This is a genomic window from Micromonospora sp. NPDC047762 (assembly GCF_043204655.1).
GTDB lineage: Bacteria > Actinomycetota > Actinomycetes > Mycobacteriales > Micromonosporaceae > Micromonospora.
On the sequence record NZ_JBIDCQ010000009.1, the window covers coordinates 125,853 to 149,138 of the forward strand.

The 23,286-nt window shown below is 71.6% G+C and carries 19 protein-coding genes; 15 read left to right on the forward strand and 4 right to left on the reverse strand.

Annotation, left to right across the window (positions count from 1 at the left end; translation table 11 throughout):
- The first annotated feature begins 6 nt into the window (after positions 1 to 6).
- From ACGF3C_RS25915 to ACGF3C_RS25925, 3 genes are read left to right on the forward strand one after another with little or no spacing between them, the layout of a single operon-like run.
- The gene (locus tag ACGF3C_RS25915; RefSeq protein ID WP_393226022.1) at positions 7 to 1,413 is read left to right on the forward strand and encodes a selenium-binding family protein; all 1,407 of its coding nucleotides are present in this window, start codon (positions 7 to 9) and stop codon (positions 1,411 to 1,413) included.
- Positions 1,410 to 2,039: a hypothetical protein gene (locus tag ACGF3C_RS25920; RefSeq protein ID WP_393226025.1), complete on the forward strand. Its 630-nt coding sequence runs from the start codon at positions 1,410 to 1,412 to the stop codon at positions 2,037 to 2,039. The genes ACGF3C_RS25915 and ACGF3C_RS25920 overlap by 4 nt, the downstream gene beginning before the upstream one ends.
- A 42-nt stretch (positions 2,040 to 2,081) precedes the next feature.
- Complete coding sequence (locus ACGF3C_RS25925) at positions 2,082 to 3,098, forward strand: methyltransferase (RefSeq protein WP_357233260.1); 1,017 nt, start codon at positions 2,082 to 2,084, stop codon at positions 3,096 to 3,098.
- A gap of 92 nt (positions 3,099 to 3,190) precedes the next feature.
- Here the strand turns inward: ACGF3C_RS25925 and ACGF3C_RS25930 are convergent, their stop codons facing one another.
- Positions 3,191 to 4,042: an alpha/beta hydrolase gene (locus tag ACGF3C_RS25930; RefSeq protein WP_357233258.1), complete on the reverse strand. Its 852-nt coding sequence runs from the start codon at positions 4,040 to 4,042 to the stop codon at positions 3,191 to 3,193.
- A gap of 137 nt (positions 4,043 to 4,179) precedes the next feature.
- Here ACGF3C_RS25930 and ACGF3C_RS25935 point away from each other — a divergent pair, with 137 nt between their 5' ends.
- A complete protein-coding gene (locus ACGF3C_RS25935; protein ID WP_357233256.1) occupies positions 4,180 to 5,046 on the forward strand; it encodes a metallophosphoesterase in 867 nt (288 codons plus the stop codon).
- 57 nt (positions 5,047 to 5,103) lie between these two features.
- On the opposite strand, the gene ACGF3C_RS25940 is transcribed toward ACGF3C_RS25935, so the two are convergent.
- The gene (locus tag ACGF3C_RS25940) at positions 5,104 to 5,952 is read right to left on the reverse strand and encodes a helix-turn-helix transcriptional regulator (protein WP_357233254.1); all 849 of its coding nucleotides are present in this window, start codon (positions 5,950 to 5,952) and stop codon (positions 5,104 to 5,106) included.
- A 128-nt stretch (positions 5,953 to 6,080) separates the two neighbouring features.
- On the opposite strand from ACGF3C_RS25940, the gene ACGF3C_RS25945 reads away from it, so the two are divergent.
- Positions 6,081 to 7,067 (forward strand): aldo/keto reductase, encoded by a 987-nt coding sequence (locus ACGF3C_RS25945; protein WP_393226030.1) that lies wholly within the window; start codon positions 6,081 to 6,083, stop codon positions 7,065 to 7,067.
- Between the two features lie 90 nt (positions 7,068 to 7,157).
- Here the strand turns inward: ACGF3C_RS25945 and ACGF3C_RS25950 are convergent, their stop codons facing one another.
- Together ACGF3C_RS25950 and ACGF3C_RS25955 are read right to left on the reverse strand one after the other, a co-directional pair.
- Positions 7,158 to 9,545 (reverse strand): discoidin domain-containing protein, encoded by a 2,388-nt coding sequence (locus ACGF3C_RS25950; RefSeq protein WP_393226033.1) that lies wholly within the window; start codon positions 9,543 to 9,545, stop codon positions 7,158 to 7,160.
- 124 nt (positions 9,546 to 9,669) lie between these two features.
- Positions 9,670 to 10,722, reverse strand: a complete 1,053-nt coding sequence (locus tag ACGF3C_RS25955) for a GDP-mannose 4,6-dehydratase (protein ID WP_393226035.1) — start codon at positions 10,720 to 10,722, stop codon at positions 9,670 to 9,672.
- A 269-nt stretch (positions 10,723 to 10,991) separates the two neighbouring features.
- On the opposite strand from ACGF3C_RS25955, the gene ACGF3C_RS25960 reads away from it, so the two are divergent.
- Genes ACGF3C_RS25960 through ACGF3C_RS26005 form a run of 10 tightly spaced genes read left to right on the forward strand, consistent with a single transcriptional unit; the run spans position 10,992 to position 23,238 of the window.
- Positions 10,992 to 12,053 carry a sugar transferase gene (locus tag ACGF3C_RS25960; RefSeq protein WP_393226038.1) on the forward strand — a complete coding sequence of 354 codons (1,062 nt, stop codon included), beginning with the start codon at positions 10,992 to 10,994 and terminating at the stop codon, positions 12,051 to 12,053.
- The gene (locus ACGF3C_RS25965; RefSeq protein ID WP_393226041.1) at positions 12,046 to 13,611 is read left to right on the forward strand and encodes a lipopolysaccharide biosynthesis protein; all 1,566 of its coding nucleotides are present in this window, start codon (positions 12,046 to 12,048) and stop codon (positions 13,609 to 13,611) included. Before ACGF3C_RS25960 ends, ACGF3C_RS25965 begins: the two co-directional genes overlap by 8 nt.
- Positions 13,608 to 14,456, forward strand: a complete 849-nt coding sequence (locus ACGF3C_RS25970; RefSeq protein WP_387349637.1) for a class I SAM-dependent methyltransferase — start codon at positions 13,608 to 13,610, stop codon at positions 14,454 to 14,456. The genes ACGF3C_RS25965 and ACGF3C_RS25970 overlap by 4 nt, the downstream gene beginning before the upstream one ends.
- Positions 14,456 to 15,307 (forward strand): class I SAM-dependent methyltransferase, encoded by an 852-nt coding sequence (locus ACGF3C_RS25975; protein ID WP_393226044.1) that lies wholly within the window; start codon positions 14,456 to 14,458, stop codon positions 15,305 to 15,307. The genes ACGF3C_RS25970 and ACGF3C_RS25975 overlap by 1 nt, the downstream gene beginning before the upstream one ends.
- The gene (locus tag ACGF3C_RS25980; protein WP_393226047.1) at positions 15,307 to 16,614 is read left to right on the forward strand and encodes a glycosyltransferase family 2 protein; all 1,308 of its coding nucleotides are present in this window, start codon (positions 15,307 to 15,309) and stop codon (positions 16,612 to 16,614) included. The genes ACGF3C_RS25975 and ACGF3C_RS25980 overlap by 1 nt, the downstream gene beginning before the upstream one ends.
- On the forward strand, positions 16,607 to 17,773 hold the full coding sequence (locus ACGF3C_RS25985) for a glycosyltransferase (protein ID WP_393226050.1): 1,167 nt from the start codon (positions 16,607 to 16,609) through the stop codon (positions 17,771 to 17,773). Before ACGF3C_RS25980 ends, ACGF3C_RS25985 begins: the two co-directional genes overlap by 8 nt.
- A complete protein-coding gene (locus ACGF3C_RS25990; RefSeq protein WP_393226053.1) occupies positions 17,770 to 19,086 on the forward strand; it encodes a hypothetical protein in 1,317 nt (438 codons plus the stop codon). The genes ACGF3C_RS25985 and ACGF3C_RS25990 overlap by 4 nt, the downstream gene beginning before the upstream one ends.
- Complete coding sequence (locus ACGF3C_RS25995; protein ID WP_393226056.1) at positions 19,083 to 20,030, forward strand: glycosyltransferase family 2 protein; 948 nt, start codon at positions 19,083 to 19,085, stop codon at positions 20,028 to 20,030. The genes ACGF3C_RS25990 and ACGF3C_RS25995 overlap by 4 nt, the downstream gene beginning before the upstream one ends.
- On the forward strand, positions 20,030 to 21,229 hold the full coding sequence (locus ACGF3C_RS26000; protein WP_393226059.1) for a glycosyltransferase family 4 protein: 1,200 nt from the start codon (positions 20,030 to 20,032) through the stop codon (positions 21,227 to 21,229). The genes ACGF3C_RS25995 and ACGF3C_RS26000 overlap by 1 nt, the downstream gene beginning before the upstream one ends.
- The gene (locus ACGF3C_RS26005; RefSeq protein ID WP_393226061.1) at positions 21,229 to 23,238 is read left to right on the forward strand and encodes a hypothetical protein; all 2,010 of its coding nucleotides are present in this window, start codon (positions 21,229 to 21,231) and stop codon (positions 23,236 to 23,238) included. The genes ACGF3C_RS26000 and ACGF3C_RS26005 overlap by 1 nt, the downstream gene beginning before the upstream one ends.
- Positions 23,239 to 23,286 lie beyond the last annotated feature (48 nt).

The following is a 23,286-nucleotide window of genomic DNA, read 5'->3' on the forward strand; positions in this document are numbered from 1 at the left end:
GCTGCGATGACCCGCTGGACCCCCGACCCCACGTTCTACCCCTCGCCCCGCGAGGCGGTGACCGCACCGGCGGAGAAGCTCGCCTACGTGGCGGCCTTCGACCGGACGGCCAGTCGTCCGGACGCCATCGTGGTGCTGGACACCGACCCCGACTCCCCCGACTACGGCCGGGTCGTCGGCTGGACCGACCTGCCGTACGTGGGTGACGAGCTGCACCACTTCGGCTGGAACGCGTGCAGCAGCGCGCTCTGCCCGACCGCGCCGCACCCGCATGTCGAGCGGCGTTACCTGATCGTCCCCGGCCTGCGGTCGTCGCGCATCCACGTGCTCGACACCCAGCCGGATCCGCGCCAGCCGCAGATCGTCAAGGTGATCGGGGCCGACGAGCTGGCGAAGCGGGCCGGCTACTCACGGCCGCACACCGTGCACTGTGGCCCGGACGGCATCTACCTCTCCGCTCTCGGCGGCGCGGACGGCGCGGAGGGCCCCGGTGGCATCGCCATTCTCGACCACACCACGTTCGAGGTCCGCGGGGCGTGGGAGGCCGACCGGGGGCCGCAGTTCCTGGCGTACGACGTGTGGTGGCACCTGACCCAGGACGTGCTGGTCACCAGCGAGTGGGGCACCCCGCCGATGATCGAGGACGGCATCATCGGTGAGCTGCTGCTGGGTCGACGCTACGGGCACGCCATCCACTTCTGGGATCTGGCGAAACGCCGGCACGTCCAACGGGTCGATCTCGGCGACCAGTACCAGATGCCGCTGGAGCTGCGGCCGGCACACGATCCGACGAAGTCGTACGGGTTCGTCGGCGTGGTGATCAGCGTCGAGGACCTGTCCGCCTCGATCTGGCTCTGGCACCGCGACGGGGACGCCTGGGCGGTCACCAGGGTCATCGACATCCCGGCCGAGCCGGCCGACCCGGCGAACCTGCCCGACCTGCTCAAACCGTTCGGGGCGGTGCCGCCGCTGGTGACCGACATCGACCTGTCGGTCGACGACAGGTTCCTCTACGTCTCCTGCTGGGGCACCGGGGAGCTGCGCCAGTACGACGTCAGCGACCCGCTGCACCCGGTCCAGACGGGCTCGGTGCACCTCGGCGGGATCGTCCGCCGCACCGCGCACCCGTCCGCACCCGACGAGGCGTTGGCCGGTGGCCCGCAGATGGTGGAGGTCAGCCGGGACGGCCGGCGGGTCTACGTCAGCAATTCGCTCTACGGCGCGTGGGACGACCAGTTCTACCCCGACGGGGTGGGCGCCTGGCTGGCCAAGCTCGACGTCGACGTGGACGCCGGTGGACTCGCCCTCGATGAGCGGTTCTTTCCGAACGGGGATGAGTTCCGGGGCCTGCGGGTGCACCAGACCCGGTTGCAGGGCGGGGACGCCTCCTCCGACTCGTACTGCTATCCATGACCGTCACCACCCTCGCGACGCTCGCCGCGCTCGGCGCGTTCCATGGTCTGAACCCGGCGATGGGTTGGCTGTTCGCCGTGGCGCGGGGCCTCCAGGAGCGCAGCCGGCTGGCGCTGCTGCGCGCCCTGCCGCCGATCGCGGCGGGGCATCTCGCCTCGGTGGCCATCGTCGCCGCGTTGGTCACCGCGACCCGGTCGGTGACGGCGAGCAGCACCCTCGCGGTGGTCGGCGGTGTGGTGCTGGTGGCCTTCGGGCTGTGGCGGCTGCTCTCCGAGCGGCACTTCCGCTGGGCGGGGATGCGGCTGTCGGCAGCACAGCTCGCCGCCTGGTCGTTCCTCATGTCGTCGGCGCACGGGGCAGGGCTCATGCTGGTGCCGGTGCTGGTGGCCGAGCCGGTGCCCGGGGGTCACTCCGGGCACCTGACCGCCGCGCCGGTCGGTGCGCTGTCCGGCCTCGCGGCGGCCGGGGTGCACACCGTGGCCATGCTCGGCGTCGCCCTGGCCGTGGCCCTGCTGGTCTACCAGGTGCTCGGGGTGGGTGTGCTGCGTCGGGCCTGGTTCAACGTGGACCGGCTCTGGGCCGGGGTGCTGGTGGCCGCGGGGTTGGTGACGCTGATCCGGGCATGATCGACCATCGTGGACGGCGGCGAATCGTGATCTGATGTCGGGATGATCACTCCCACTCCCCTCATGCGCCTGGTGGCCGGTGTGTGGGGGTTCAAGACCCTCGCGGCCGGCGTCGAGCTCGGTCTGTTCACCCGGTTGGCCGGCGGGCGGACGATGACCGTCGAGCAGGCCGGCGCCGAGTTCGGGCTGCCCGACCGGCCCGCGGACCTGTTGCTGGCCGCCAGTGCTTCGCTCGGCCTGTTGGAGAAGGCCGGTGACGGTTACCGCAACTCGGAGTTGGCCGAGCAGTTCCTGGTCGAGGGGCGCCCGTACTACTTCGGAGCGCAGGTTCGTTACTCGGACCTGCGCACCTACCTGCCCTGGCACCGCATCGGCGAGGCCCTGCGCACGGATCGGCCGTTGACCTGGGACCCGGAGGCCCAACAGTCGATGTTCGACACCGCCGATCCGGAGATGCTGGCGCAGTTCTGGGACGCCATGTTCTCCACGTCCAGCTTCACCGCCAGCGCGCTGGCCGACGCGTACGACTTCTCGGCGCACCGCCGACTGCTCGACGTGGGCGGCGGTGCCGGCGCGTTCCCGATCGAGTTCTGCCGCCGCCTGCCCGAGCTGCGCGCCACCGTCCTGGATCTGCCGCACGTCTGCGTGCGGGCCCGGGAGCGGATAGCGGAGGCCGGCCTGACCGGGCGGATCGACGCGGTGGGCGGTGACTTCCTCGCCGACCCGGCGCTACCCGACGGGCACGACGTCATCCTGCTCAGCATGATCCTGCACGACTGGGACGAGCCGACCAACCGCGCGCTGCTGGCCCGCTGCCACGCGGCGTTGCCGCCCGGTGGAGCGATCGTGGTCTGCGAACTGCTGCTCAACGATGAGCGCACCGGGCCGCCGGAAGCGGCCCTGATGGGGCTGAACATGCTCGTCGAGACCGAGGGTGGCCGGAACTACTCGGGCGCCGAGTATGCTGCCTGGCTCACCGACGCCGGCTTCGTCGACGTGCGTACGGTGCCGTTCGACGCACCGGGCGCCAACGGCGCGGTGGTGGCCCGCCGGGCCTGAACGCGGACGACACCCGGCCCCGGGTGCGAAACCGTGGGCCGGGTGTCGCAGCGCCGTGTTGGCGCTGGCGTCCGATCGGCTACCGGTACGGGTCAGGCGCGAGCCTTGGCCGGCTGCTTCATGAAGTCCATGATCGCCTTGTTGACCTCGTCGGCGTGGGTCCACGGGATGCCGTGCGGCGCGCCCTTGAGCGTGACGAGCTGGGCGGTCGGCATCATCGGCCCGAGCCGCTGACCGGTCACCGGGTAGGGAAGCACCCGGTCCTGGTCACCCTGGACGATCAACACCGGAATGTTGATCTTCGGCAGATCCGGGCGGAAGTCTTCCTGCCAGGCATCCACGCTGTCGTGGGTGGCCTTACCGGAAGCCATCGCACCAATCTGCCAGTGCGCCCGGTACGCCTCCTCGCTGACCCGCTTACCCATGTTCTGGTCCGGGTTGAAGAACGCGTCGCAGAACGACGTCAGGTAGGCGAAGCGGTCCTTGATGATGGCGTCCTGGAAGCCCTTGAACAGGCTCCGGTCGACGCCCTCCGGGTTGTCGCTCGCCTTGGCCAGCATCGGTTGCAGTGGGCTGAGCAGCACGGCCCGGCTCACCCGCTGCGAGCCATAGTTACCCAGGTAGCGGACCACCTCGCCGGTGCCCATCGAGTGACCGATCAGGGTCGCCTCGTTGAGGTCCAGCTCGGTCATCAACACGTCCAGGTCGGCCGCGAACGTGTTGTAGTCGTACCCGAACGCCGGCTGGGCGGAGTTACCGTAACCGCGCCGATCAATGGTGATCGTCCGGTATCCGGCGTTGAGCAGCGCGGTGGTCTCCTTCTCCCAGGTCGCACCGTTGAACGGGAAGCCGTGGATGAGCACCACCGGCTTACCGGAACCGTGGTCCTCGTAGTACAGGTCGATGGGCGCGGAGTTTTCCGTCCCCACGGTAATGAAAGGCATGTTTACTCCTGCTCCGGTTTGGGCTGTCGGACGCCCCGCGCTTTCCCGCCCGGTCGACGGATATGCGGCCGTCAGATCGGCCCGAACAGCAGGAACAGGGGTTCCCCGACCCTCCACCGCCGCCCTAACCTCGGGGGGTGAAACTTCCGCCCCGGCTGCGGGCCGTCAGTGACCTGCACGTCGGGCACCCGCAGAACCGCGCGTTCGTCCAGGAGCTGCACCCGGAGAATGCCGGCGACTGGCTGCTCGTCGCCGGGGACGTCGCCGACCGGTTCGCCGACATCGAGTGGGCGCTCGGGCTGCTGAGCAGCCGGTTCGCCCGGGTCGTGTGGGCGCCGGGCAACCACGAGCTGTGGACGCCACCGCGCGACCCGGTCACGTTGCGCGGCGAGGAGCGATACCGCGAGCTGGTGCGGATGTGCCAGCGGTTGGGGGTGATCACCCCGGAGGATCCGTACCCGGTGTGGGACGGCGACGGCGGCCCGGCCACCATCGCCCCGCTCTTCGTGCTCTACGACTACACGTTCCGAGTGCCCCAGGCGCGCACCCAGCAGGAGTCACTGGCCCTGGCGTACCAGGCCGGGGTGGTGTGCACCGACGAGGCGCTGCTGCACCCCGACCCGTACCCGAGCCGGGAGGCGTGGTGCGCGGCACGGGTCGCCGAGACCGAACGCCGGCTGGCCGAACGCGACCCGACGCTGCCGACGGTGCTCGTCAACCACTACCCGCTGGTGCGGGACCCCACCGACGTCCTGCGTTTCCCGGTCTTCGCCCAGTGGTGCGGCACCGTCCGCACCAGCGACTGGCACCTGCGCTTCGGCGCGTCCACCGTCGTGTACGGGCACCTGCACATCCCCCGCACCACGTTCTACGACGGGGTGCGTTTCGAGGAGGTCTCCCTCGGCTACCCCCGCGAGTGGCAGCCCCGGGGGTCGGTGCCCGACCCGGTGCGCACCATCAACCCGGCGGACGACGTGCGCCGGCGATCGTCCGTCAGCGGGTAAACCCTGACCAACGCGGAGGACGAGGCTGACGTGGGTAGAGGGATGCCGCGGGCACTGTCAGTGCGGCACACCGGCCGGGAACTCCTCGACCCCCAGCACGCGCAGCAACTCAAGCTTCTCCCGCGCCTCGGCGTCGGCCGGGGTCAGCACCAGCAGCTGCTGGCCGAGGTCGGGGGTGACCAGGGTCTCGCAGTCCATCGTGATGCGGCCCACGCGCGGGTGCATGAACGTCTTGCGGTCGGCCCGGCGCACCGCCACCTCGTGCTCGGCCCACAGCCGCCGGAAGTCGTCGCTCGCAGCCCGTAACCGTTCGATCAGACCGGTCACGGCCGGATCGCCGGCCCGCCGACCGGCCACCGCGCGTAGGTCGGCGACCTGCTGGCGGGCGTGCCGCTGCCATTCCTCGGGGCCGTGGAGGTCGCGGATGACCGGGTCGGTGAAGTAGCGGTAGGCGACGTAGCGGCGGTCGCCGGTCAGCCCGGTGTGGTCGCCGGTGAGCAGGATCGACATGCGGTTCTGCGCGAGGACCTCGCCGAGGTCGGACAGGACCATGGCGGGGGTGCCGCCAACCAGGTCGAGCAGGCGGACCAGGCCGGCCCGGGCCAGGCTGGCGATGCCGTCGGCGGGCGGCGGCTGGTGACCGGCCAGGTGGAACAGGTGGCTTCGCTCGTCGTCGGTCAGGCGCAGGGCCCGGGCCAGGGCACCGAGCAGCTGGCTCGACGGCTGGCTGCTGCGGCCCTGCTCAAGGCGCACGACGTAGTCGACGGACATGCCGGCGAGCATGGCGACCTCCTCGCGGCGCAGGCCGGCGGTGCGGCGGCGGGGGCCGCCGGCGATGCCGACCTCGGCGGGACGGATGGCCTCGCGCCGACGCCTCAGGAAGTCGGCGAGCTGCTCACGCTGCATGCCTCCATGCTGCCTCGGGGACTGGGCACCGAGCCAGGGAGCGGCGCTCCCACGATAAGCGCTCCGCTGCCGGCGGGCCGGAAAGCGGCGCAGGGTGGAGGCGAAATCGACCGATGAGGAGAGTTTCGATGCAGACACGCACTCTGGGCACAACGGGTCCCAAGGTTTCCGCAGTGGGGCTGGGGGCGATGAGCATGTCGGGCACGTACGGTCCGGCCGATCGCGAGGAGAGCATCGCCACCGTACGGGCCGCGCTGGACGCGGGGGTCACGCTGCTCGACACCGGCGACTTCTATGGCATGGGGCACAACGAGCTGCTGCTGTCGGAGGCGTTGCGGGGACGCGACCGGGACAGCTATCTGCTGAGTGTGAAGTTCGGGCAGCAGGTGGGGCCGGGCATGCGGTTCGCCGGTCAGGACTCCCGCCCGGCTTCGGTGCGGAACTTCCTGAGCTACTCGCTGACCCGGCTCGGCGTCGACCACGTGGACATCTACCGGCCGGCCCGACTCGACCGGTCGGTGCCGATCGAGGACACGATCGGCGCGATCAAGGAGATGATCGACGCCGGTTACGTGCGGTATGTGGGGCTCTCCGAGGTTGACGCGGAGACCGTCCGGCGGGCGCACGCCGTACATCCGGTTGCTGATCTTCAGATTGAATATTCGCTGCTGTCGCGGGCGGTCGAGGCCGACGTGCTGCCCACGCTGCGGGAGCTGGGCATCGGGCTGACCGCGTACGGGGTGCTGAGCCGTGGCCTGCTCTCGGGGAACTGGACGCCGGGGCGGGCGGACGATCCGCGTAACCACAGTCCCCGCTTCTCCGCCGAGAACGCGTCGCACAACCTCGCGCTGGTGGAGGCGTTGCGCCGGGTCGCCAACGCGAAGGGGTGCACGGTGGCGCAGTTGGCGATCGCGTGGGTGGCAACGCAGGACCCGTTCATCGTTCCGCTGGTCGGTGCGCGCACCCGGCAGCGGCTGGCCGAGGCGTTGCCGGCGCTGGACGTGAAGCTGTCGGCCGATGATCTCGAAGAGATCGAGGCGGCCGTTCCGAAGGGTGCCGCGCGGGGTGACCGTTACCCGGCGGCGTTCATGTCGAGCCTCGGCGTCGGCAACTAGTGCCTCGTCAGGCAGCCTTGAACGGGTAGTCCGGGTGTCGGACCTTGGGGCTGGGCGGCCGCCGCTCCCCGACGGCCGCCCACGCCTCGGTCAGCTGGCGTAGACCTCCAGGGCTGAGAGCTGTCCTGCCGGCCAACCGGTGTTGCCAGTGACGGTGATCCGCACGTAACGCGTCTGCGCGGCGCTGAAGGTCAGCGTCACCTGGTTACCCGTGGCCGGGTCGAAGACGCGCCCCGCGGATCCGACGAGCGTGCCGAAGCTTCCCCCGTCGGTGCTGCCCTGCACCGAGAGGGTCTGCGTCCGCGTCGCCCAGGCCGACGACGGAGGCAGCTTCAGCACCACCCGCCCGACCGTGCGCGTCGACCCCAGGTCGACCTGCACCCACTGCGGGAACGCGCTGTTCGTGCTCTCCCAGTAGCTGTTGGCGTCACCGTCGACCACGTTGCCCGACCCGTAACTCTGAACGTGGCTGCTCTCCGACGTGGATCTGCCCCGGGCCAGGTCCGAGTTGGCCGCGGCGTCCGTGGTGACGGTGACCGCGTTGGACGCGCTGGAGGTGTTGCCGGCGGCGTCGCGGGCGACGACCGTGAAGGTGTACGCGGTGGACGCGCTGAGCCCGCTCACCGTCGCCGTGGTGCCCGTGACGGTGGCGACGACGGTGCCGCCCTGGCGCACCTGGTAACCGGTGACTCCGGTGTCGTCGGTGGAGGCCGTCCAGGACAGCGACACACTTGTCGACGTCTTGCCGGTGACCGCGAGGCCGCTCGGGGCGGTCGGCGGGTTGTCCGGGGTGGTGCTGCCGGCGTACACCTCGACCTTGGCGAGCTGGCCCGCCGGCCAGCCGGTGTTGCCGGCGATGCTCAGCCGGACGTAGCGGGCCGCGGTGGTCGTCAGCGTGCGGGTGACGGTGTTGCCGGTCGCCGGGTCGAAGGCGAACGCCGAGGCCGCAGCGATGGTCGAGAAGGTGCTGCCGTCGCCGCTGCCCTGCACGGCGATGGTCTGGGTGCGCGCGCCCCAGCCGGCGGGCAGCCGCACCACGAGCTTGTTGACCTGGTGGCTGGCGCCGAGGTCGACCTGCCACCAGTGTGGGAAGGCACCGCCGCCGCTCTCCCAGTAGCTGCCGGCGTCGGAGTCCACCGCGTTCGACGCCGGGAACGGGCCGTTCTGGCTGCTGGCCGAGGTGGACCGGCCGGCCGCCAGGTCGCCGCTGGTCGGGGGCGGGGTGCCGACCATCGGTGGGGTGGGGCGGACGGCGGTGAGCGCGAGTTGCCCCTTGAGCATCCGGCCACCGTCGGCCGTGATCCGCAGGTAGTAGTCGGAGGAGCAGGCGACGCCGTCCTCGTCGAGGGCGCGGATGTTCGCGCCGGCCGGGGTGGTGGCCTGGGTCTCCGACGTCTTGGCGATCTGGTTGCCCTCGTTGTACTCGTCGAACATGGACACGTAGAGGCCCTGGGAGCCGAGCCGGACCATGTTGTAGATGTGCCGCCAGTAGAAGTCGCCGTGCTTGCGGTGGCCTCCGGCGAGGTCGCCGGGCATCACGCAGGGCAGGTAGTCGATGCCGCGCGCCGCGCAGTCGGCCATGTCGCCGACGTTGACGTTGTTGTAGTAGGAGTCCAGCTCCTCCACCGTCCTGGCCCGGTAGACCATCCACGGCGAGATCGCGTGGAACGCGTGGTAGACGTCGAGGAAGCCGGGGCGGGAGTCCTCGATGCCCTGCCGCCACCAGGTGGGCACGCCACCGATGACGTAGCAGCCCTGGGCCTTGAACCAGTTGATGACCTCCAGGCAGGGCCCGGGGGTGAAGGGGCGGCTGGGCTCGCTGAAGCCGAAGCCCCAGATGCAGACGACCGGTTTGCCGTTCTGTCGGGCGTACGCCGACGACGCGGTGTGCGCGGCCATCTTCGTCGTCCAGTCGGTCTTGATCTCCGATTGGAAGGTCAGCCAGTCGGTGACGTCGTACATGATGTAGAACTTGCGGTTGTAGCGCTCGGCGGCGGAGCGCACCTTCTGGGTCATCGCGTCGCGGGTCGGGCCCTCGTCGCCCATCGGGTTGAACCGTTGCAGCGCTGCGGTGTCGCAGCCGTTCTCCTGCATCCAGCGGAAGTGGGTGTCCACCGTCTGCTGGTCGTAGGAGGAGAAGAGGGTGGCCGGCTGTCCGTTGCCCAGGTTGGGGTACGCGGTGGGGTAGGTGCGGGTGTATTCGCGCATGTCCGGCCAGGACACGATCGTGGTGTTGGCGGGTGAGGGCGGCTGGAACCGGTCGCGGCCCCAGTGCCACCAGCCGCCGATCGGTGCCCCGTCGCCGGGTGCGCTGAACCAGCCCTGGTAGCCGACGGTCACCTTGCCGACCACGTCCCCGGGGGGACTGGCGGCGTGCGCGGGGCTGGACAGGCTGGTGAGCAGCTCGGTGGTGGAGGCGGTGGCGAGGGCGGACCCGGCCAGCACCGATGTGACGAACCTGCGGCGGGAGACCGCCATGACGACCACTCCTTCGGGACGGAAGGCATTGACGGCCATCGTGGCAGCAGTGGATGCCGACCCGCAAGAGTTAGACTGATCGATGAAAATACCGATCAGATGACGGGAATTACGCGCTGAGTCCTCAGTGGCTGACGGCGCGCTCCAGCGCCCGCACCGGGGACAGGATCTGGCTGCCGGCCTGGCGGCGACGGGCGTCACGCACTGTCATCCGTACGCCCTCGGTGAAGCCGATCTTCGGGTACCACCCGAGCAGCTCGCGCGCCTTCCTGGTGTCCAGCGCCATGTTGCGCACCTCGCCCGGCCAGGGCAGCGGCTCGTACCGGGCCGCGTTGCCGACGCCGGACGCCTCCCGGACCGTGTCGTAGACCTCGTTGACGCTCGTCTGCCGACCCGAGGCGATGTTGACCAGACCTATCCCGGGGTGGTGACAGGCGACGGCGATCGCCTCGGCGACGTCGCTGACATGGATGAAGTCCCGGGTCTGCGTACCGTCGTCGTAGATCACCACCTGCCGGCCGCCGAGCAGCGCGTCGGCCATCAGGGACACCACGCCGCAGTCGCTGCCCTCCTGCCGAGGTCCGTAGACATTGCCGAACACCATCGAGGTGTACGGCAGCCCGTGCTGACGCCCGTACCAGTCGAGGTAGTGCACGCCGGCGGCCTTGCTGACGCCGTACGGGCTCACCGGGGCGATCGGATGGTCCTCCCGGACCGGCAGGTCGTGGGCGGCGACGCTGCCGAAGATGGCACTGCTGGCCGCATTGATCAGCAGCCGTACGCCGCCACGGGCGCAGGCGTCCAGCACGTTGACGGTGCCGAAGACGTTCACGTCGGCGTCGTACAGGGGTGACCGACGGGCCGCGGGAACGCTGGGCTGCGCGGCGAGGTGCACCACCACGTCCGGCTGCCACTGGTGGATGACCTCGACACCCTCCGGTGTACGGATGTCTCCCGAGACGACGTCGGCCTCGGTCAGTCCGCCGTACGCGGCATCGGCCAGGTTCTCGATCCGACCGGTGGAGAAGTTGTCGAGCACCCGGACCTGACTGCCCATCAACATCAGCCGGGCGACCACGTGGCTGCCGATGAAGCCGGCGCCTCCGGTCACCAGCACGCGTCCGGGGATCAGGTCCTTCGGCGGGTCGACACCGACGGCAACAACTGGCTGGTCCATGTGGAACTCCTTGGAACGACGGGGTTGTCGGCCCTCAGCGGCAACCGGACGGCCGGCACGACCGTAACCCACTGAATACCCACCAAAGGGATGTTTCGCCCAATGGTTTGGGCAGCTATGCGAGGTTCTGGACAAGAAGTCCTGTTTTTGCCTATCCGGGACTAATGGGGCATTTGTGACTAGTAGCTTACTTCCGGGGTGCTCGTCCGCATGCCCTCAGGCACCTGACGGAGAAGGAGGTCGGCGCGTTGAGAAAGACCCCGGGACCCGTGACCGCGGACTCAGCTCCGTTGCCGGGCAACGACAGCGCGACCTCCCACGGCCTCACCGGGACACCGGGGTCCGACACGCGAAAACGGCCGGAGATCCCGCTGCAGCTTCAGGAGTTGTTCACCCGCTACGAGCAGGCCACCCGCTCCGAACAGCACAGGCGGCGGGCCCGCGTGGTGGTGCTCGAGGCGAACGACGCAGCCACCACGCCCGACCGCCTCGACGAGGAGTTCGACGTGGCCGTCCGACTGCCGGTGCCGGTCTGCGCCGAGGAACTCGCCGGAGTGCTGGCCGGCGTCCGCCCTCGACTCCTGTTGCTCAAGCACTCCCTGGAGAGCATCGACGACCGCATCATCACCAGTTGCATGAGTGCCGGCGTCGAGATCATGGTGCTGGCCCGTCCCGTCTACGGTCTGCTGCGGGCACCCGCGATGGCGCGCTTCGGTGGGCTGCCCTGGATCCGGCTGGGTTCGGGCGGCGCCGGCCGACCCCGAGGCGAGCGGCTCAAGCGGTTCTTCGACCTCGGCGTGATCCTGCTCAGTGCCCTCGTGGTGATCCCACTGATCGCGGTGATCGCGGCCGTGGTGTCGTTCACCGGCCCACCGTTCTACCTCCAGCGACGCGTCGGCACGGGTGGCCGCCTGTTCCGGGTGGTCAAGTTCCGGACCATGCGGGTCGGCGCCGAGCAGACCACCGGCCCGGTCCTGGCCCTGCCGGACGACGTCCGGATCACCCGACTGGGTCGCTGGCTACGACGGTCCCGGCTGGACGAGTTGCCCCAGCTCTGGAACGTGCTGCGCGGCGAGATGAGCCTCGTCGGGCCTCGCCCGGAACGACCGGAGTTCATCGCCGGCTTCACCCGGTTGCCCGACTACGACCTGCGGCACCTGATCCGGCCGGGCCTGACCGGCATCGCGCAGCTCACCGGCGGATACGCGGCCACAGTGGAGGAGAAGCTCCGCTGTGACCTGCTCTACCTCAACTGCCGCTCCATGCGGGTCGACCTCACCCTGCTCCTGCTGACAGTGGTCGAGCTGTTCCGGGGGTTCCCCCGTGGCTGACACGACCCACGCCGTCGAAACCCGGGTCACCCGCAACACGGCCAGCATGCTGGCCGCGCGGGTGATCATGGCGGTGTCCGGGCTGGTCTCGGTGCCCGTCATCTACCAGCGGCTCGGGCCGCGGGAGTTCGGAATCTGGGTCGTGCTCGCCGGTCTGCTGGCGATGGCCGCCCTGATCGACCTCGGCCTCGGCTCCGCACTGGTCCGAGAGGTCGCCCGAGCCGAGAGCGCGGCCGACCGGGACCTGGTACGTCGGCTGCTCGGGCTGGGGCTGGGCTGGGCCCTGCTGCTGGGCCTGCTCACCCTCGGGGCGCTCGGTGCCGGCTGGCCGTGGCTCGCCGGGCTGCTGCGCCTCGGCGACCTGGCCGACGAGGCGTGGCAGGCCACCCTCTGGCTGGTCGTCGGCCTGGTGGCCGGCGCCGTGGAGCTGCCGTGGCGGGCCGTACTCGAAGGCGGCCAACGGTACGGGTCACTCGCCGCGATCAGCGCCGGCACCGCGATCCTCGGGGCAGCCCTCGCCATCCTGGTGGTACGCCTCGGCGGCGGCCTGGTGGCATTGGCCGCCTCGGCCGCCGCGACCGGGGCGATCCGTACCCTGCTGCTCGCCGCGACAACCCACCGCCAGTGCCCGGACCTGTCCCCACTGTGGGGGCGAACGGACCTGGCCGACATCCGCCGCATCGGCGGCTACGGCCTGCGGGTGCAGGTCTCCAGTGGCGCCGGCATGGTCAACGTGGAGCTGGACCGCCTCGTCCTCGGTGGCGCCTTCGGCCCCGCCGTGGCCGGCGGTTTCGACCTGGGCGGTCGCCTGCTCAACCTGCTCCGTCTGCCCCCGGGTTTCGCCCTCATCGTGCTGTTCCCCGCAGCGGTCGCCCGCACGGTGTCCCGGGGCACCGGCTGGCTGGACCGGTTCTACCTGGCCGCCACCCGGTACCTCGCGCTGTTCCTGGCCCCGGCCACCGCCGCGCTGATGGTCAGCGCCGATCCGCTGGTCCGGCTCTGGCTGGGCCACCAGGTCCCGTGGGCCGCGGCGAACATCATGATCCTCGCGCCCGCGTACGCCCTCAACCTGATCACCGGGGCGGCGACGATCGCGGCCCGCGCCGAGGGCCGACCCGGGTTGGAGACGCGGTACGTACTGCTCTCCGTCGTCCTCAACCTGGTCCTGACCGTGCCGATGCTGCTGCTGTGCGGGCCGCTCGGCGTACCGCTGTCGACAGCGCTGGCGGTGGTGCTCAGCACCGGGTACTTCCTGGTCTACTTCCACAGCGCCACGGCCCGGCCGCTGGCCCCGCTGGCGCGGGCGATCTGGCCGCCGCTCGCCGCGGCTGTCGCGGCCGGGTTGGTCACGGCGGCGGCCAGCCAGTTCCTGCCGGACGGTCCGGGACGCCTCGACGCCGCCCTCGCCGTGTCGTCCCGGGCGGGTCTGACAGTGCTCGTCGCCGGCGCGCTGCTGATCGCCGGCGGGCACCTGGGCGCGAGCGACCGGATGCGACTGCACCGGCTGCTGCACGCGCCGACGGCAGTGCTGTCGCCGAGCACGGGCGGTCCGCGATGAGCGTCGACCACCGCACCGCGCGGTGCGTGCTGTGTGGGCCACGGCAGGCCCACCTGCCCCGACTCGGCGGGCTGCTGCGCCGCTGCGAAGGCTGCGGCTTCAGCTGGACCGCGCAGGAGCAGGCCACCGAGGACGGGCGATACGACGAGGACTACTTCGCCGAGGGTGGTTACGACGACTACTTCCGGGCCGCGCCACGCCGGTTCGAGGCACGGCGGCGGCTGCGCTGGCTGCTCTCCACCGTCCGCCCCACAGTGCTGCTCGAAGCCGGTCCCGCCGGCGGCTACTTCCTCGAAGCCGCCCACCAGGCCGGGATCACCGCCAGCGGCATCGAAGTCAGCCACGCCGCCGCCAGCTTCGCCCGCGACCACCTCCACATGCCCGTACGCCAGGGCTACTTCGAAACCATCGCACCCACCCTCACCGCCGACGTCGTCTGCGCCTTCCACGTCCTCGAACACGTCGAAGACCCCCGCGCCTTCCTGCACGCCGCACACACCGCCCTCACCCCCGGCGGCTGGCTCGCCCTCGAAGTACCCAACATCGCCTCCGCCGCGGCCAACCGACTCGGCACCGACTGGCCGGGCCTGCAACCGCGCTACCACCGCTGGCACTTCACCCCCGACACCCTGGTCCGGCTGGTGACCGACCTCGGCTTCGAGGTGGTCCGGCAGGACACCACCGTCTTCCGCTACTACATGCCGCTCGCCTACCGGCTGCGGCACGCCCGACATCTACTCCCCGCCGACGTGCTCGGGCTCCGCTCACCGCGGTTGACCCACCCACGCCTCGGCGACCTGCTTCGGGTGATCGCCCGGGCGCCACGAACCGGACGGAGCACCTGATGAAACTCGATGGGATCGAGCTGGTCCGCTGCCAGCTCTGCGGCCGCGCCGGTGGGCACTCGCCGACCCTCGGCGAGCTGCTGTGGAGCTGCCCGGACTGCGGCTTCGTCTGGACCGCGGGCAGCGCCCCGGCTCCCGAGGAGCTGTACGACGAGGCCTACTACACGACGGACGGGTACCAGGACTACTTCGCCTCCGCCGGTCAGCGCCGGTTCGAGGCGAGCCGACGGTTGCGCTGGCTGCTCTCCACCGTCCACCCCACAGTGCTGCTCGAAGCCGGCTGCGCGGGGGGTTACTTCCTCGAAGCCGCCCACCAGGCCGGGATCACCGCCAGCGGCATCGAAGTCAGCCACGCCGCCGCCAGCTTCGCCCGCGACCACCTCCACATGCCCGTACGCCAGGGCTACTTCGAAACCATCGCACCCACCCTCACCGCCGACGTCGTCTGCGCCTTCCACGTCCTCGAACACGTCGAAGACCCCCGCGCCTTCCTGCACGCCGCACACACCGCCCTCACCCCCGGCGGCTGGCTCGCCCTCGAAGTACCCAACATCGCCTCCGCCGCCGCCAACCGACTCGGCACCGACTGGCCCGCCATCGCTCCCGCGTACCACCGCTGGCACTTCACCCCGGACACGCTGAGCCGGATGCTCGTGGAGTCCGGGTTCCGGGTGATCTCCCACGACACGGTCTTCTCCCGGTTCTACTGGCAACCGGCGGCGCGGCTGCGCAACGCCCGCGATCTGCTGGTCGCCGACGTCGCCGCCAGCCGGTCGCCCCGGGTGACGCACCCACAGCTCGGCGACCTGCTGCGGATCTTCGCCCGCCGCGACGACCGGGCGGTGTCCTGATGGCCGCCCCGCTGCTGTCGGTGCTCCTGATCAGCTGGAACACCCGCGAGCAGACCCGGCAGTGCCTGGAGTCGCTGGCCTCGACCGTCGACCCCGACCTGGACTACGAGGTGGTGGCCGTCGACAACGGCTCATCCGACGGCTCCGCCGAGATGCTCAGCGACCAACCCCGGGTCCGGCTGATCCGCAACAACCACAACACCGGGTTCGCCGCCGCCGTCAACCAGGCGTACCGCCGGGCGAACGGGCAGTTGATCCTGCTGCTCAACAGCGACATCCGGTTCCACCCCGGCGCGCTGTCGCGGATGATCGACCACCTGCGGGAGCGGCCGGACGTGGCGGGGGTCAGCCCGCTGTACCTCAACCCGGACGGCACCTTCCAGCAGCACTACGTCCAACAGCCCAGCTTCACCGCCACCATCGCGCTGGTGACCGCGCTGCGCCGGCTGCCCGGGTTCCGCCAGGCGCTGCACCGGTTCCAGATGCGCGGCGAGGACTTCAGCCGTCCCCGGCAGCTCGCCTCGGGCAGCTGCATGCTGCTGCGCCGCTCGGTGCTCGGACAACAGACCATCTTCGACGAGGCGTTCCCCGTCTACTGGAACGACGCGGTCCTCGCGCGGCAGCTCGACCAGGCCGGACACCAGCTGTGGATGCTCCCGGACGCCGTGGTGACGCACAGCCGGGGCGCGTCCTGCCGGCTGCTCGGGCCGACCATCCGCTTCCGACACCTGCTGGGCAGCCTGGTCGAGTATCTGCGGCTGACCCAGCCCCGGTACCGGTTGCCGGTGTTCCGGGCCGCGCTGCTCGCCGACCACCTGGTCAAGCGGCTCTTCGGTCGATCCGTACCGCTGGGCCTGAGCGACCTGCTCGCCGCGCTGCGCGGCGACGTCGGTCCGCTGCCCGACGGTGACACCCGCGACTGGGTGGTGCTGTTCAGCCGGACCCGATGGTCCGTCGACGGGCATTCGGCGGTGCTGGGGCAGTTGGCGCCCGGGCAACGGTTGCTCTTCGTCGACCCGCCGGGACGCCGGCCGCACTGGCGGTGCGAGGTGACCCCGATCGGTGCGGCGGCCTGGCACGCCGTCGCACCGACAGCGCTGCCGCTGAGTGATTCGGTGCCGCTTGTCAACTGGATCAACCGGCGGATCGCGGCCGGCGCGCTGCGTGGCTGGCTCGACCGGCACGCGGGCGCCCGACTGCTGCGACTCGACGACGAGCGCGCCCGCCCGGTGCTCGGCCGCCTCGGCGAGGACGAGTTGCTGCCCGCCGGAGCGCCACGGCCGATGGAACGGTCCGGCCGTGGCTGAGCACACCAGCACCCTGCAACCGGCGACCGCGGCGGTCGTGCCGCCCGCCGACGGCGACCGCGACTGGGTGGTCATCTTCAGCGGCACGCAGTGGGCGAACGGCGCCCACCGGCAGCACGCGCTGGCCCACGAGCTGGCCGTCGACCACCGGGTGCTCTTCGTCGACCCGGCCGGGCACCTCCCGCGCTGGCGGGTCCACGTCCGGGAGGTGGCCGACGGCCTGTGGCAGTGCGCCGGGCCGGCGCTGCTGCCGTTCGGTAGGCACCTGCCTCCGGTCAACCGGGTCAACCGCTGGCTCGCCGCGCGGGTGCTGCGCCGCTGGTTCCGGCGGCGGGAGGCATCCGTACGACTGCTCTGGCTGGACGAGGACCTGGCCGCGCCGGTCGCCGCCCGGCTGGACGCGTCCGCCGTCGTCTACGACGCCACCGACCTGGACTGGACGTTCACCCGCCCCTGGAACCGTTGGCATCTGCGCCGCGCGCTGCGCTCCGCCGTCGGCGCCGCCGACCTCGTCCTCGCCTCGTCCACCGCGCTACCCGACCGGATGCCCACCTCCGACCCGGCACCGGTGGTCCTGGCGAACGGATGCGACCCGGACCGCTTCTCGCCGGACGGCCCGGTCGCACCCTGGTTGCTCGGCCTGCGCCGACCACTGATCGGCTACAGCGGGGCGGTCGACACCCGGGCCTTCGACGCGGACCTGGTCGCGTCGGTGGCGCGGGCCCACCCGGAGTGGACGTTCGTGTTGGTCGGCCCGTCCACCCGGGCCGGCCGTGCCCCGCTCGCCGGACTGTCCAACGTGGTGCTTGTCGACGCCGTCCGCTTCGCGGACGTGCCGGGCATCCTGCGGGCCTGCGACGTCACCATGATCCCCTACCGGGTTGGTGGGCTGATCGACTACGTGCACCCGAAGAAGTGCTACGAATACCTGGCCCTCGGCAAGCCCGTCGTCGCGACGCCGCTGCCGGCGCTGCGGTCCCTGGGCGACACCATCGCCCTCGCCGGTGACCCGGCGAGCTTCGCCGCGGCGCTGGGCGATGCGCTGGACCGCGCCGGCGCGCCCGACGACGCCGCCCAACGCCGAGAGGTCGCCACCCGCAACAGCTGGTCGGCGCGGGGCGTCCAGCTGCGTTCCCTGTTGGCAGGGTTGCCGCGATGAGAGTGCCCATCGTCGCGCCCGGTGTGGTGCTCGTCGGCGCCGCGCTGGGCGGTGTGGTGACAGTGGTGACCCTGCTGCCCGGGCCGGTCGGCCTGGCCGCCGCCGTCGGAGTGCTGTGTTTCGGCGCGTTTCTGCTCTGGCCCTGGGCCGTGCTGCCGGTCGGCATCATCGGCGGCGCCGTGGTGGGTGCTGTGCTCAGCGGCGGCGACGTGCGCGGCTACATCGCGGTGAAGGTGCTGCTGCTGGCCGCCGGCGGCGCCGCCCTGGCCACCCGCCACTGGCTCGGGGCGGAGCGGGGCATCAGGCGTACCGCCGCCGACGTGGGGATGCTGGTCCTGGTCGGGTTGACCGTCGTGGCGGCCACCTACGGCCTGGCCGTCGGCAACCTCCCGGCGGAGGTGCTGGTAGCCGCGTACCAGGTGGCCACGATCCCGGTGTACTTCTTCGTCGCCACCCACACCCTCACCACACCCCGTCGGATCCTGGCCGCCGGCATCCTGTACGTGGTGCTGGCGGGGGCCTTCACCGCCATCTCGGTGACGGCACCCGGGCGCCACGGCGGGCTCATCACCCTCATGGCCATCCCCGCGCTGATCTGGATCGCCGGTCGGGTGCGGGGTTGGCGTCGAGCCGGTGCCCTCCTGCTCGGCGGGTTCTTCGCCGTCGACGTGCTCCTCGCGTCGTACCGGGGGATCTGGCTCGCCGCGGCACTGACCGGGCTGATCATGCTGGTTCGCGGTGGTCGCACGGTCCGCACCGGCCTGACCGCGACCGCCGCGGCGGCGGTCGCGGTGGCCGCGATCCTGGCCCTGCAACCGGGGGTGCGAGAGCGCGCCACGGAGATCACCAAGGGGTTCGAGCAGTCCGCCGGTTACCGGGGGGTGGAGTCCGAGGTTGGCCTGGGCGTCTTCGCCGACCAGCCGTTGGTCGGGGCCGGCCTCGGACAGACCACGCCGGACATCTACCTGTCCGGCTTCACCTTCACCGACGTCGGGCCGGTGTACCACGCCTTCTACGTGACGGTGCTGGCCAACCTCGGGCTGGTCGGCCTCCTGCTGGTCCTCTGGCCGATCCTGCGCAGTATCCGCGTCGGCCTGCGCAGCCGGGACGGGATCGCGCTGCCGTTCGCGGCGCTGTGCTGCGGTTTCCTGGCCGCCGCCCTCTTCGCCGCGCCGACCGACGGGCACTGGGAGCTGGGCCTGTTGCCGGCGCTGACCCTCCTCACAGCACACCACGAGGGGGCGCGGCTACGGCGAACCGCCCGGCCGCCGCTGCTGCGCGGCGTCCTGACCCGAACGGGTGTGGCGGCATGAGCGCGGCCGACGCCACCGCGGTGGTGGTCACCCACAACTCGGCGGGACAGATCGTCGCCGCCCTGAGCGCGCTGCGGCAGGCGCAGGTGCCGGTGCGGTTGGTGGACAACGCCTCCACCGACGGCACTGTCGACCTCGTCCGACGCCGATTCCCCGAGGTGACGGTCCTCGCCAGCCCCACCAACACCGGGTTCGCCACCGCCGTGAACCGGGCCGCGGCCGGGGTCGACACCGACGTCGTGCTCCTGGTCAACCCGGACTGCGTGGTCACCCCCGGCGCGGTGGCGGAACTGGTCCGGGTGCTACGCGACCGACCGTCGGTGGGCATCGCGGGGCCACGGCTCACCGACGCGCACGGCCGGGTCGCGATCAGCGCCCACCGCTTCGAATCCCTCGGCACGGTGCTGGCCAGCCGGTTCGGTGGGTCGCTGGTGCCGGTCTCGCTGCGCCGGCTGCTCAGCGGTCGGCAGCGCCGGGCCGCGTACGACGCCTGTGTGCGCGGGGCGCAGCCGGTGGCTGTGGACTGGCTCTCCGGTGCCTGCCTGGCGGTACGTCGCGACCTGTTCCTGGCGATCGGCGGCCTCGACGAGGGCTACTTCCTGTACTACGAGGACGAGGAGTTGTGCCTCCAGGCGGCCCGACATGGCGCCCAGGTGTTGTACGTGCCCTCGGTGACCGCCGTGCACACCGGCGGGGCGAGCAGCTCCGACCCGGCCTGGATCTGGCCCCACCTGTACCGCAGCATGCTGCGGTTCTTCGCCCGCCACCGCGCCGGCACCCTGCGCGCGGTACGCGGCCTGGTGCTGCTGCGCGCACTGATCGGCATCGGACTGGCCGGGGCGCGGATGCCAGTGCAACCCCGGGCCGGGACGGCCCGGCTGCGCGCCTGGACCCGCGTCGGCCGAATCGCCGTCACCCGACCTGAAACGAGAGGAGGAGCGTGATGCACGTCCTGACAACTGTCGTCGGCAAGCGCACCGAACACTGGACGGACCTGTTCGACATCCTGTGCGAACAGCCGGACGTCACCCTCACGGTGCTCGCCGCGGACGTGTCCCCGGCGACCCGACGCGAACTGGCCCGGCTGGCCCGTCGACACCACCGGCTGCGGTACCACGTCGTCCCGCACCTGCTCGGCGAGTCGCTGACCGGGCACATGGCCTCGGTGCTGTTCCGGCTGCCCGGCCAGCACGACGTGACCACCGCCCGCCCGGACATCCTGCACGTCATCGGCGAGGCCGCGTACCTCACCACCTGGCAGGCGCTGCGGCTGCGTCAACGCTGCTGGGCCGGGGTGCCCACCACGTTGTACGCAGCGCAGAACGTGGTCACCCGCTTTCCGGTGCCGTTCCCCCGGATCGAGCGACAGTCCTACCTCTCCGTCGACCACGCCTTCCCGATCACACCAGCGGCGCTGAATGTGCTGCGGATCAAGGGTTACCGGGGCCCGGCCACGATCGTGCCGCTCGGCGTGGACACCCGGATGTTCCGGCCGCTGCCCACCGATCCGGTCGCGCGCCCGTTCACTGTCGGGTTCGTCGGGCGGTTCGAGCCGCACAAGGGCGTGGTCGACCTGCTACGAGCCGCCGAGCTGATCGACTGCGACGTGTCGCTGGTCGGGGAGGGCAGCCTCGGCGCCGAGATCGAACGGGCCGCCGCGCGCCGACCGGGCCGGGTGCACCGGCACGGCTGGGCCGGGCACGCCGAGTTGCCCACGCTGCTGAACGACATGGACGTGTTGGCGATGCCATCGATCGAGGTGGTGCAGCGCAACACCCTGCCGTGGATCGGTATCCCGCTGCGCGAGCAGTTCGGCCGGGTGCTGGTCGAGGCGATGGCCTGTGGCGTACCCGTCGTGGGCAGCGACGTCGGCGAGATCCCCTACGTGGTGGGCGACGCCGGTCTCGTCTTTCCCGCCGGCGACGTCTCCGCGCTCGCCGCCCGCCTCGCGCGGCTGCGCGACGACCCGGCGCTCTCCGGCCAGTTGGCCAACCGTGGGTTGGCCCGCGCCGGCGCCGAGTTCGGCTGGGACCGGATCGCCGAAACACTCTGCACGACCTGGCGCGGACTGCGGTCCCCGGCCCGGTCGCTGCGCACATCGCCCGCCGAGGCCGGGCACCCAACCAGAGAGGCGATCGCCTGATGAGCGCGTCGATAGATGTCAAGGGCCTGCTCGGTGCCTCCTGGCGCCGGGTGGGCGTACCGTTGCTCGGCCTGTGCGCGGGCCTGGCCGCCGCCCAGGGAGTGACCCAGCTCCTCCCTGCGCGCTACGAGGCGGAGGCCTCGGTGCTGGTCAGCGCCGAGCAGACCAACGAGGACAGACCGGCGGATCTGGCCCTCGCGCAGAACCTCACGCCCACCATCGCCCGACTGGTCGGGTCCCGGGAGGTCGCGCTGGAAGCGGCGCGTTCACTGCAACTTCCCGAGCGGGCCGTGCTCGGTCACGTCAGCGGCGAGTACGAACTGGGCCTCCAGATCATCACCGTGCACGCGAGCGCCGGCACCGGCACGCAGGCCGCCGCGATCGCGAACGCCGCCTCCCGCGCCGTCAGTCAACAGCTGGGCCGGCTGGACATGGGCGGTTCCACCAGCATCAACGCACGGGTTCTCGACACCGCCAGCCCGCCGGCCCGGCCGGCCTTCCCGAGGCCGCTGCTGAACGGCGTGCTCGGAGCCCTGGCCGGGCTGCTGGCCGGTTGGGGCGCGACCATGCTGCGCGACCGGTTCGACAGCCGGCTGCGCGACATCGGCCAGATCGAGGCGCGCCTGGGCCTGCCGGTGGTCGGGGTGCTGCCGAAGCTGCCGCGCCGCTTCGCCCGCCATCACGCCGCCGCGCTGTACGCCCGCACCAACGTCGCCGACGCGGTGCGCGCCACGATCTCGACGCTCAGTGTGCTCACCGCTCCCCTGCCCCGTCGTCGGCTGCTGGTGACCAGCGCGCACGATGACGACGGCAAGGCGTTGGTGACCGCCCTGCTCGGTCTCGGCATGGCCGATGAGCACTGTCGGGCCACGCTGGTGGACGGGGCGGTACGGGACCCGGTGCTGTCGGGACACTTCCCGGAGGCGCCGCACACCTGGCAGCAGGTGCTGGCCCAGAAGTGCCCGCCGGTGCGCCTGGTCGACTTCCCCACCCTGACCGTGCTGCCGGCCGAGCCCCGCGAGGGCGCCGACACGGAGGCCCTGCACGAGCTGGGCGGCCTGCTCAACGCGCTGGGCGAGGACGAGGACTGCGTGATCGTCCACGCGCCGCCGATCCTGGCCGGACGGGAGATCTCGGCGTTCGCCCAGCACGCGGACGGCGTGCTGCTGGTCGTCCGCGCCGGCCGGACGAACCTGGACGACAGCACCCGGGCGGCCCGGCTCGTGCAACAGCTCGGGCTGCCGCTGGCGGGTGTCGTGGTGATCGGAGCGGTGCCCCGACCGGATCACCGGTCGAGCAGCGAGCAACCGGCCCTGGTGCCGGGCGCGGCCCAGGATGCCCTGGCGCTGCCGGCAACGAAGGCGGGCGCGCAGGGCGCGGTCATCCGTGAGCTGGTCAGCGCTCTGGTCGAGGACAAGTCCGGGCCGCCCGGACGGCACCGCCGACAGAGCACGGGTGAGTCGGCCCCGGCCGGCAGGACCGTCGAGGGTAGGACGGTCGAGGGCACGACGGTCGAGCGCACGACGGTCGAGCGCACGACGGTCGCAAGCGCGACGGCTGGCAGCGTGCCGGTCGAGCGTCAACCGGTCGAGAGCGCCCGGGGCGGCGTCGTGGCGCCCCCGGAGGCGCAGGCCGAGCCGACCCGGATCGAGGATGCCATCACCCAGCCGAATCCGGTGGTGACGGATGCCCCGGACCGGCCCGAGCAGGTGCCGACGCCCAGCGTCCAGCCCGAGCCCGCGGCTCCGGCCTGGGGTGGCTCCCCCGCCGTGGCGGGTGTTCTCGGCCGACCGTTGGCCCGGCCCGAGACGGTCTGGCGGTCACCGGTGGTGGAGGCAGCGCTGCCGGAGCCTTCCCCGAACGCCCCGGTGGCCGACCAGACGGACCACTGGCCGGCCTTCGGGCAGGAGTTTCTGGCCGCCGGGCGGCCGAGCGCGGAACGACCCTCCACCGGGCCCATCGTGCTGCGACGGGCGGTAGCCGTCGGCGACGCAGATCGCTGGGGCTGACGACGGCCGGAGCGACGGCCGGCGGCACGCCCACGACAGGCGGCCCGC